Origin of the sequence: Herbaspirillum sp. UBA812, from assembly GCF_002296545.1 — a bacterium.
GTDB lineage: Bacteria > Pseudomonadota > Gammaproteobacteria > Burkholderiales > Burkholderiaceae_D > Herbaspirillum > Herbaspirillum huttiense.
This window is the reverse complement of the sequence record NZ_DBIC01000034.1, coordinates 1-7,848: the sequence shown is the minus strand read 5'-3', so window position 1 is coordinate 7,848 and position 7,848 is coordinate 1. Positions and strand designations below refer to the sequence as shown.

Annotated in this window: 8 protein-coding genes and 1 pseudogene; 8 read left to right on the top strand and 1 reads right to left on the bottom strand. The window is 63.5% G+C overall.

What is annotated here, in order from left to right:
- Positions 1–68: 68 nt before the first annotated feature.
- Positions 69–506 carry a surface-adhesin E family protein gene (locus B3873_RS01915; protein WP_034340981.1) on the bottom strand — a complete coding sequence of 146 codons (438 nt, stop codon included), beginning with the start codon at positions 504–506 and terminating at the stop codon, positions 69–71.
- A 332-nt stretch (positions 507–838) separates the two neighbouring features.
- Between B3873_RS01915 and thrC the strand changes: the two genes are divergently transcribed.
- The 8 genes and pseudogenes from thrC to B3873_RS01875 form a co-directional block, all read left to right on the top strand.
- A complete protein-coding gene (thrC, locus tag B3873_RS01910; protein ID WP_286863745.1) occupies positions 839–2,299 on the top strand; it encodes a threonine synthase in 1,461 nt (486 codons plus the stop codon).
- Positions 2,300–2,463: 164 nt separating this feature from the next.
- Positions 2,464–3,753, top strand: coding sequence for a gephyrin-like molybdotransferase Glp (gene glp, locus B3873_RS01905; RefSeq protein WP_286863744.1), 1,290 nt, complete (start codon positions 2,464–2,466; stop codon positions 3,751–3,753).
- A gap of 16 nt (positions 3,754–3,769) precedes the next feature.
- The gene (locus B3873_RS01900; protein WP_286863743.1) at positions 3,770–4,612 is read left to right on the top strand and encodes a DUF817 domain-containing protein; all 843 of its coding nucleotides are present in this window, start codon (positions 3,770–3,772) and stop codon (positions 4,610–4,612) included.
- A 29-nt stretch (positions 4,613–4,641) separates the two neighbouring features.
- Positions 4,642–4,899 (top strand): molybdopterin converting factor subunit 1, encoded by a 258-nt coding sequence (moaD, locus tag B3873_RS01895; protein WP_039788397.1) that lies wholly within the window; start codon positions 4,642–4,644, stop codon positions 4,897–4,899.
- Between the two features lies 1 nt (position 4,900).
- Positions 4,901–5,554 (top strand): class I SAM-dependent methyltransferase, encoded by a 654-nt coding sequence (locus B3873_RS01890; RefSeq protein WP_286863742.1) that lies wholly within the window; start codon positions 4,901–4,903, stop codon positions 5,552–5,554.
- A 131-nt stretch (positions 5,555–5,685) separates the two neighbouring features.
- Positions 5,686–7,056 carry a gluconate:H+ symporter gene (locus tag B3873_RS01885; RefSeq protein ID WP_286863741.1) on the top strand — a complete coding sequence of 457 codons (1,371 nt, stop codon included), beginning with the start codon at positions 5,686–5,688 and terminating at the stop codon, positions 7,054–7,056.
- A gap of 67 nt (positions 7,057–7,123) precedes the next feature.
- Positions 7,124–7,576, top strand: a complete 453-nt coding sequence (moaE, locus tag B3873_RS01880) for a molybdopterin synthase catalytic subunit MoaE (RefSeq protein WP_121039821.1) — start codon at positions 7,124–7,126, stop codon at positions 7,574–7,576.
- Positions 7,577–7,640: 64 nt separating this feature from the next.
- Positions 7,641–7,848 (top strand): annotated as a pseudogene (locus B3873_RS01875) (divalent metal cation transporter); the annotation flags it as partial.

Sequence of the window (7,848 nt, the reverse complement as noted above, 5' to 3'; positions counted from 1 at the left end):
AAACGGAGCCCGCGGGCTCCGTTTTTCTTTGGATCGGGAAGAAGAGGGGTGGTAAACGCCCCCTATGATCATTTCTTCAGTTCGAAATTGCAGACTGCCTGCAGCATGGCGTCGCCGACCGACATCGGCTTGGGCTTGATGAACTCTTGTCCCTTCAGGGCATCGCTGTGGTCACGCTTGTCGCCCTTGCCATCGTTCTCGGCGAAGATGATTTCGCGCACCAGCTTCATGCTGCCGGCCTTGCAGTTGTACTGGTGCAGGTCCTTGTAGGATTTCAGCGCGGGGAAGCTCTTGTCGCCATTGTTGGGACGCGCTTCCTTGAAGTTCCACATCGACCAGGCTTCGCGGATGCCGCCCGATTCGACGATGGAGTCGGTATCGACCAGCAGTTCGGACGTATCCGAGCCACCCAGCGATTGCCAGTTCTCGGCGTGCGCCGGCAGGCTCGCCAGCAGGGTGCCGAACAGGCCGGCCGCGGCCAGCAGGGTCTTGATCTTGTGGTTCATGCCGTTTTCCATCCTTTTGAGTTTGAAGTGCATCTTTGATGTGGCCAGCGTGCAAACATTCCCGCCATCCCGGCGGCGCTGCACGAAGTGGCGCAGCATAGCCCGGGCATGCGCGGCTTTCAAGGGTGGTAACGTTTTATTTCAGCTTGTGCCGGCGCCATGATGATTCAGTGCAACAAATGGCCTGTCAGCCCGAGACCCTGCGCCACCGCCCTGCCTGCAGGTGCAGCTTTCTTCCATGCCGCGCTTTTGTGCAGCGCCCGCTGGCCGTATAATCGTGGACTTTCCTCCCATTCCACGCTCCCGCCGCCTGCCGGCGCATCCTAATCGACATGCAATACGTTTCCACCCGCGGTCACGCTGCAACTCCTTCCTTTTCCGACATCCTGCTGGGCGGCCTGGCCCCTGACGGCGGCCTGTACCTGCCGGCCACGTATCCGCAGGTCAGCGGTGCCGAGCTGGACCAGTGGCGTACGTTGTCGTATGCCGACCTGGCCTTCGAAGTGCTCAAGAAATTTGCCACCGACATTCCCGAAGCCGACCTGAAGGCGCTGGCCCACAAGACCTATACCGCCGACGTCTACCGCAATACCCGCGCCGGTGAAGATGCCAGCCAGATCACCCCGCTGCGCACCCTGCAGGAAGAAGGCGGCAAGAAGCTGGTGCTGCAAAGCCTGTCCAATGGTCCCACGCTGGCCTTCAAGGACATGGCGATGCAATTGCTGGGCAACCTGTTCGAATATGCGCTGGCCAAGAAGGGCGCAGAGTTGAACATCGTCGGCGCCACCTCCGGTGACACCGGCAGCGCCGCCGAATACGCCATGCGCGGCAAGAAGGGCATCCGTGTCTTCATGCTGTCGCCGCACAAGAAGATGAGCGCCTTCCAGACCGCGCAGATGTTCAGCCTGCAGGACCCGAACATCTTCAACCTGGCCGTGGAAGGCGTCTTCGATGACTGCCAGGACATCGTCAAGGCCATCTCCAACGACCTCGAATACAAGGCCGCCAAGAAGATCGGCACCGTCAATTCGATCAATTGGGCGCGTGTCGTGGCGCAGGTGGTGTACTACTTCCGCGGCTACCTGGCAGCCACGACCAGCAACGACCAGAAGGTCTCCTTCACCGTCCCCTCGGGCAACTTCGGCAACATCTGCGCGGGCCACATCGCCCGCATGATGGGCCTGCCCATCGACAAGCTGGTGGTGGCCACCAATGAGAACGACGTGCTGGATGAATTCTTCCGCACCGGCCACTACCGTGTCCGCAAGTCGGCCGAGACCTATCACACCAGCAGCCCCAGCATGGACATCAGCAAGGCCTCCAACTTCGAGCGTTTCGTCTACGACCTGCTGGGCCGCGACAGTGCACGCGTCAAGGCGCTGTTCCACAAGGTCGAGACCGCAGGCGGCTTCGACCTGAGCGGCCAGGCCGGCAGCGACGGCAATGAATTCGCCAGCGTGCTGCAGTATGGCTTTGCCTCCGGCAAGTCGACCCACACCGACCGCCTGGAGACCATCCGCTTTGCTGAAAAGGCCTATGGCATCACGGTCGACACCCATACCGCCGATGGCATCAAGGTGGCGCGCGAGCATCTGACGCCGGGCGTGACCATGATCGTGCTGGAGACGGCCTTGCCGGCCAAGTTCAATGAAACCATCCGCGAAGCCCTGGGCCGCGACGCCGACCGTCCGGCGGGCTTCGAGAACATCGAGGCGCTGCCGCAGCGCTTCGAGGTGATGCCGGCCGATGCCGCCCGGGTCAAGGCTTACGTGGCCGAACACACCGGTCTGTAAGCCGCGCCTTACCATCTCTACGCCGTCCGCGCCATTGGCCCGGACGGCGTTTTTCATGGAGCGCGTACGGGCGGCGATTGCATTAGAATGTCGGGTCGCTGTATCGACCAGAAAACAACGCTTCGCCCTTGTCCCGAACTTCGATCCTCTCCGTCAGGCCTGCCATGTCCTCCACGCCCACTCCTTCCGCTGCCCCCTCATCCGACAAGCCGGCCCGCCCGCCCATGCAAAGCGTCAGCCAGGCGCTCGATACCTTGTTGTCGGCCGCCGTGCCGGTGGTGGAGAGCGAGACCGTCGATACGCTGGAGGCGTGCGGATGCGTGCTGGCAGCGCCGGTGACGGCTTCCATCGACGTGCCCGGCATGGACAATTCGCAGATGGATGGCTACGCCGTGCGGGCGGCGGATTGCGCATCGGGCCAGGCGCGCCTGCGCGTATCGCAGCGCATTCCGGCGGGCCATGTGGGCCAGCCGCTGGAGCCGGGGACGGCGGCGCGCATCTTTACCGGTGCGATGATGCCGCAAGGGGCCGACGCCGTCGTCATGCAGGAAGCCTGCGAGACCGAGGGCGAGCACGTGGTGATCCGCCATGTCCCCAAGAGCGGTGAATGGGTGCGCCTGATCGGTGAAGACATCCGCCAGGGCAGCACCATCCTCGCCGCCGGTACCCGGCTGCGCCCGCAGGAACTGGGGCTGGCGGCTTCCATCGGACAGGCGCAGCTGCAGGTGCTGCGGCCGGTGCGCGTGGCGGTGTTCTTCACGGGCGATGAACTGACCATGCCGGGCCAGCCGCTGAAACCGGGCGGCATCTACAACTCCAATCGCTTTCTGCTGCGCGGCCTGTTGCAGAAACTGGGCTGCCAGGTCAGTGACTTCGGCATCGTGCCCGACAGTCTGGAGGCGACCCGCCAGACCCTGCGCGAGGCCGCGCGCGAGCACGACCTCATCATCACCAGCGGCGGCGTCTCGGTGGGGGAAGAAGACCATGTGAAGCCTGCTGTCGAAGCCGAGGGCCGCATCAACATGTGGCAGATCGCCATGAAGCCTGGCAAGCCGCTGCCCTTCGGCCAGGTGCGCCGCGGGCCAGGGACGGAAGAACAGGGAAGTGAAGCTTTCTTCCTGGGGTTGCCGGGCAATCCGGTGTCGTCCTTCGTCACCTTCCTGCTCTTCGTCAGGCCCTTCATCCTGCGCCTGCAAGGGCTGCCGCGCGAGGCCGTGTTGCCGCAACCGGTGGCCATGCGCGCCGACTTCCACTGGCCACGTGCCGACCGCCGTCAGGAATTCCTGCGCGTGCGCCGCAATGCCCGGGGCGGACTGGATCTGTTCCCCAGCCAGGGTTCGGCAGTCCTGACCTCGACTGCCTGGGCCGATGGCCTGATCGACAATCCGCCGGGGCAGACCATTGCCGCCGGCGACACGGTGCAGTTCCTGGCCTTCGATCACCTGCTGAACTGAACGCAGGGGAGCATCGATGAGACTGGCGAAAGTCGATCAGTATCTGAGCAGCACGATTCCCAGCGAAGCCACCGGCTGGCGGCGCTTCGTGCTGGAGTTCCTCATGTTCGGCCTCAAGGAGGCGCGCTGTTGCCTCTTTGCGGGGCTGTTCTTTGCGGCCGTGTTCCTGATGCCGCGCGCCGGTCTGTTCGGCATTCCGCGCTATGACGCCTTGCTGCTCTTCGCCTTGCTGGTGCAGGTCTGGATGGTATCGACCCGCATCGAGACCATCGCCGAACTCAAGGCCATCAGCGTCTTCCACGTGGTCGGTTTTGCACTGGAGGTGTTCAAGACCTCGGGGGCGATCCAGTCGTGGAGCTATCCTGACTTCGCCTATACCAAGCTGTTCGGGGTGCCGCTGTTCTCCGGCTTCATGTATGCCGCCGTGGGCAGCTACATCATCCAGGCCTGGCGGCTGTTCGACCTGCGCATCCAGCATCATCCCCCTTACTGGATGGCGACCCTGATCGCCTTGCTGATTTACGTCAATTTCTTCACCCATCACTACGTCGGTGACTACCGCTGGTACCTGGCAGCCTGCGCGCTGGGCCTGTATGCGCGTTCCACGGTGCTGTTCCGTCCGCTGGACCGCGATCGCAAGATGCCGCTGCTGCTGGCGTTCCTGCTGATCGGATTCTTCATCTGGCTGGCCGAGAACATCAGTACCTTCTTCGGCATCTGGCGCTACCCCAACCAGATGGGTGCCTGGTCCACCGTGCACCTGGGCAAGTGGAGCGCCTGGTCGCTGTTGGTCATGATGACCTTTACCATCGTGGTACATCTCAAGCATATCCGCAGCAAGATTCATATCGCCCACTAAGGGCCAGCTGCCACCCTCAAGGAAACCCCATGAAAATTGAACTCCGTTTCTTCGCCAGCGTGCGCGAAGCCCTGCAGACCTCGCAGGAAATCATCGAGCTGCCGGACAGCGTCAAGACCGTCGGCGACGTGCGTGCCTTCCTGATGGGCCGGGGCGGCGTCTGGGCCGAGGTGCTCGGACCGGAAAAGAACCTGCGCATGGCCTACGACCATGACATGACGGAGGCCGATACCGAAGTCGTCGACGGCGGCGAAGTGGCCTTCTTCCCGCCCGTCACCGGAGGCTGAGGTGAGCCCCCGCCGCGATCCCGTAGCCGGCACCATTGCGCACTACAGCAGCCAGGCCGAGAGCTTTCGCGAAGGGACCTGGGATCATGACGTCAGCCAGAACATGGCAGCCCTGCTGGACGCACTGCACGCCAGGGCGGGAGCCGCCGGGCAGGGACCGTTCACGATCCTCGATGTTGGCTGTGGTCCGGGCCGCGACCTGATCGAATTCAACCGGCGCGGCCATGTGGCGGTGGGTTTGGACGGCACCGCCGAATTCGTCGCGATGGCGCGTGCGGCCAGCGGCTGCGAAGTCCTGCACCAGGACTTCCTGCAACTGGATCTGCCGGTGGCGCGCTTCGACGGGATCTTTGCCAATGCCTCGCTGTTCCATGTGCCGGCGGCCCATTTGCCGCGCGTGCTGGGACAGTTGCACGCCAGCCTGAAGCCGGGCGGCATCCTCTTCAGTTCCAATCCACGCGGCAATGATCTGGAAGGCTGGAGCGGTCCGCGTTATGGCGTCTGGCATAGCCTGGAAGGCTGGCGTGGCCACCTGCTGCCAGCAGGCTTCATTGAATTGCGGCATTATTACCGCCCTGACGGTTTGCCGCGCGAGCAGCAGCCGTGGCTGGCCAGCGTCTGGCAAAAGACGGAAGACCCGCATCCAGCGGGCTGAGATCGACCATTCGGAATCCCGATTCTTTGGGAGGAGACCAGGCCTGCGCCAAACAGGTCTGCGGAGGGGGTGCAAAAGACATCGTTCAATGAAGCGATGCGCATTCATCCACACCTGTAGAAGGATCTATCTTGATTTCGACCCATCTGGCCGCCTGGGCGGCCCAGGACACGCAGTTGCTGCTGGTGACGCTGGCCGCACTGGTCACCATCGTGGTGCTGATCAGTTTCCTGTCCATCGCACCTTTCCTGTCCATCCTCATCGGTACCTTCGTGGCCGGCATCGGTGCCGGCCTGCCGCTGGAAGACATTGCCAAAGCCTTCAGCAAAGGGGCCGGCAGCCTGCTCGGCGAAGCCGGCATCATCATCGCGCTGGGGGCCATGCTGGGCGCGCTCATGGCCGAATCGGGCGCAGCCGACCGCATCGTCAATACCCTGCTGCGCTATGCGCGCGGCAGCATCATCCCCTGGATGATGGCGCTGGTGGCACTGGTGGTTGGCCTCCCGCTGTTCTTCGAAGTGGGGCTGGTGATGATGGCGCCGATCATCTTCGTCATGGCACGCCGTTCCGAACTGCCCATCCTGCGCGTGGCCATTCCTGCACTGGCCGGCATGACTACTTTGCACGCGCTGCTGCCGCCGCATCCGGGCCCGCTGATCGCCGTGTCCGCGCTGCATGCCGATCTGGGCACGACCATGCTGCTGGGCTTCATCGTGGCCATTCCGGCAGTGATCATTGCCGGTCCCCTGTACGGCAACTTCATTGCGCCGCGCCTGAACCTGGCCGAACCGCACCAGATCGGCAAGCTGTTCAGCGCTCGTGAAGGCCAGTCGCAGCCCAGCTTCCTGGTGGCGCTGGTGACCATCCTGCTGCCGGTGGTGCTGATGCTGGGCCGCACCGTGGCGCGCATCTGGGTCACGCCCAAGACCGAGCTGTTTGAAATGCTCAATTTCTTTGGCGAACCCATCATCGCGCTGACCGTGACGGTGCTGTTTGCGGTGGTGGTGCTGGGCTGGGGGCAGGGCAGCAGCCGCTTTGAAGTTGGTGCCACGCTGCGCCGCGCCTTGCCGCCCATCGCCGGTCTGTTGCTGACCATCGGTGCGGGTGGCGGACTGAAGCAGACCCTGCTGTCGGCCGGTATCAGCGACACCATCACCAAGATCGCCGATGGCACCCACATGCCGCTGATCCTGCTGGCCTGGATCATTGCCGTGGCGCTGCGCCAGGCTACCGGTTCGGCCACTGTCGCCACGACCGCCACGGCCGGTATCGTTGCGCCGCTGGTGGCGGGCCTCTCTGCCACCCACAACTCGCTCATGGCGCTGGCCATCGGTGCCGGCTCGGTGTTCTTCTGTCACGTCAATGACGCCGGCTTCTGGATGGTCAAGGAATACTTCGGGCTGAACCTGAAGCAGACCCTGGCTACCTGGTCGGTGATCCAGACGCTGGTCTCGGTGATCGGGCTGGGCATGACGCTGCTGTTGTGGGGACTGCTGGTGTAACGCCGCTGCACTCGCGGACGGGCTGGCGCTGGTAAAATCGCAGCCTGCATTCATTTCCTGTTGAACCATGCCCGTCCGCGTCCAGACTGCCGATTTCGATCTCTCCACTGAAGTGGCGCAGTTGCGCCTGGCCAATCCGCGCGTGGGCGCGGTGGTCAGTTTCGTGGGCACCGTGCGCGATCTCAACGATGGTGCAGCGGTCTCGGAGATGGAACTCGAACACTATCCGGCCATGACCGAGCGGGCCCTGGAGCAGATCGTGGAACAAGCCAAGGCACGCTGGCCCATCTTCGATGCGCTGGTGATCCATCGTGTCGGTCCGATGCAGCCGCGCGAGCAGATCGTGCTGGTGGCGGTGACTTCACCGCATCGCGGCGAAGCCTTTGCCGCCTGCGAATTCATCATGGATTACCTCAAGACCCAGGCCCCGTTCTGGAAGAAAGAGCAAACGCCTGACGGTGCGCGCTGGGTCGATGCCCGCGAGAGCGACGACACGGCGCTGGCCAAGTGGGCGCAATAAGTCAGCATCGCCCGGGACACTGATCCCGGCGACGCCATCAACGGCACACAGGGGGATTTTCGTCTTGCCATTCACTTTCCGCTTTCCCCGCATCCCGGGTCTGCCCACGACGGCCACGGCTCCGTTCTGTCCTTCCGAAGTTGCCGGTACCGTCAACGTGCCGCCTGGTGCTTCGGTCTGGCAGAAGCTGCGCATCTACGTCGGGCCCGGTCTGCTGGTCTCGATCGGCTACATGGATCCGGGCAACTGGGCCACCTCCATCCAGGCGGGTT

Coding starts and splice junctions, on each gene's coding strand:
- moaE (WP_121039821.1), top strand. CDS start 7,124: ATGCCCGTCCGCGTCCAGACTGCCGATTTCGATCTCTCCACTGAAGTG.
- glp (WP_286863744.1), top strand. CDS start 2,464: ATGTCCTCCACGCCCACTCCTTCCGCTGCCCCCTCATCCGACAAGCCG.
- moaD (WP_039788397.1), top strand. CDS start 4,642: ATGAAAATTGAACTCCGTTTCTTCGCCAGCGTGCGCGAAGCCCTGCAG.
- thrC (WP_286863745.1), top strand. CDS start 839: ATGCAATACGTTTCCACCCGCGGTCACGCTGCAACTCCTTCCTTTTCC.
- B3873_RS01900 (WP_286863743.1), top strand. CDS start 3,770: ATGAGACTGGCGAAAGTCGATCAGTATCTGAGCAGCACGATTCCCAGC.
- B3873_RS01915 (WP_034340981.1), bottom strand. CDS start 506: ATGAACCACAAGATCAAGACCCTGCTGGCCGCGGCCGGCCTGTTCGGC.